At 51.0% G+C, this 1,395-nt stretch carries 1 protein-coding gene; it reads left to right on the plus strand.

Features of this window, described 5'->3' with window-relative positions; all coding sequences use genetic code 11:
- On the plus strand, positions 1-1,220 hold a 1,220-nt coding region (locus tag ABEV74_RS17150), incomplete at its 5' end, for an IS1380 family transposase (RefSeq protein ID WP_430147866.1).
- Positions 1,221-1,395: the final 175 nt, after the last annotated feature.

The raw sequence follows: 1,395 nt of genomic DNA on the forward strand, positions 1-1,395 counted from the left end.
TAGCATACCTTGAAAAGATCAAACTTGCGAAAGCTTTCCAATGCCTCCCGAGCGTCAAGGCCGGCAACGCCTTGTTTCCTGTTTACCGGATCCTGCTCTACCTCATTGTCGGCTGGGTGCTCGGCTGTGAACGGCTTTTCCATTTCCGTAAGCTGCAACATGATTCGCTGATCCGGCGTTTCCTTGGCGGACGCTGCCCGCATCATTCCTTACTGTACAAAGAATTGGTGCGATTACGCAAAACCTGCCCAAACCTGCGGATGGATCTACGAAGGATTAATCAGGATGTGATTCGGCCCTGTCTGCCTTCCGAAGTAATCCTGGATTTGGACTCCACAGTAGAGACCGTGTATGGCAACCAGTCCGGTGCAGCCAAAGGAACGAATCCGCATAAGCCTGGCCGGAAGAGTTATCATCCATTGCTGGCGTTTGAGGGACAATCGCGCCTATGCCTGAATGCCGTTCTCCGAGCAGGCAATACACACTCTTCGACGGACGCTGCTTCCTTTCTGGAGCAAACGTTCGAACTAATCGATCAGCATCCAGTGAAGTACGCTCGATTTGACAAAGGGTTCGGAGGCGAAGACTTCTACCGACTGTGGGAGAAGAGACGAATCGGCTACGTCGGCAAGCTCAAGTGGACGCAACGTCTTGCAACCGAAGTGGCAGCCTGTCGTTACTGGAAACGCTTTGTCGATGACGAAGAATGGGTCATCGAAGGCATTACACTCATCTACAAGGCGACCTCCTGGAAGAAGCCTCGACGAGTCGCAATCATCCGCAAGGCGCAAGTGATTGAAGACGGGCAAACGCGCTTGATCTTTGATGACGACTGGCAGTACGAAGCGATCGTAACCAATCTGGAATGGGAACCGATCGATTTGTGGCGTTTCTACAACCAGCGCTGCTGCATGGAAAACGACATCAAGGAAGCCAAACGCGGGTTTTCCATCGACCGGATTGCAACCGGTGATTTTGAAGCGAACGAGCTCGACTTACTCATCAAACTGTTGGCTTACAACCTCTATGAGCGGTTTAAGCAAGATTGCTGCGAACCCGTGCACCAAGGGTATACGATTGCCCGGTTTCGCCTGGAATTTTTCCATTGCGCCGCGACGATGATTCAGCACAGCCGCCGAGTGATTCTCAAGTTGATGCGGGATTTCGCCAATCGATATGCCTGGAAACGGATTGAAGCAAGAATTGCGTTGTTAGAATGAAACACTCCACAATTTTACATGGAAATCCAAAGACCCGTTCTTGTGGGGAGGGGGTAGGTGTGCCCTTTAACCATCAATTCACGCTGATTCACTGGAAATGCACCCACAAACTCCCGCCAAAATGCACTAAAAAGCCTCACAAGATTATCGTCGTGATGGGCTTTCGAAATTCAGG

It is taken from the genome of Paenibacillus cisolokensis (assembly GCF_050481165.1).
GTDB classification, from domain to species: domain Bacteria; phylum Bacillota; class Bacilli; order Paenibacillales; family Paenibacillaceae; genus Paenibacillus_AH; species Paenibacillus_AH cisolokensis.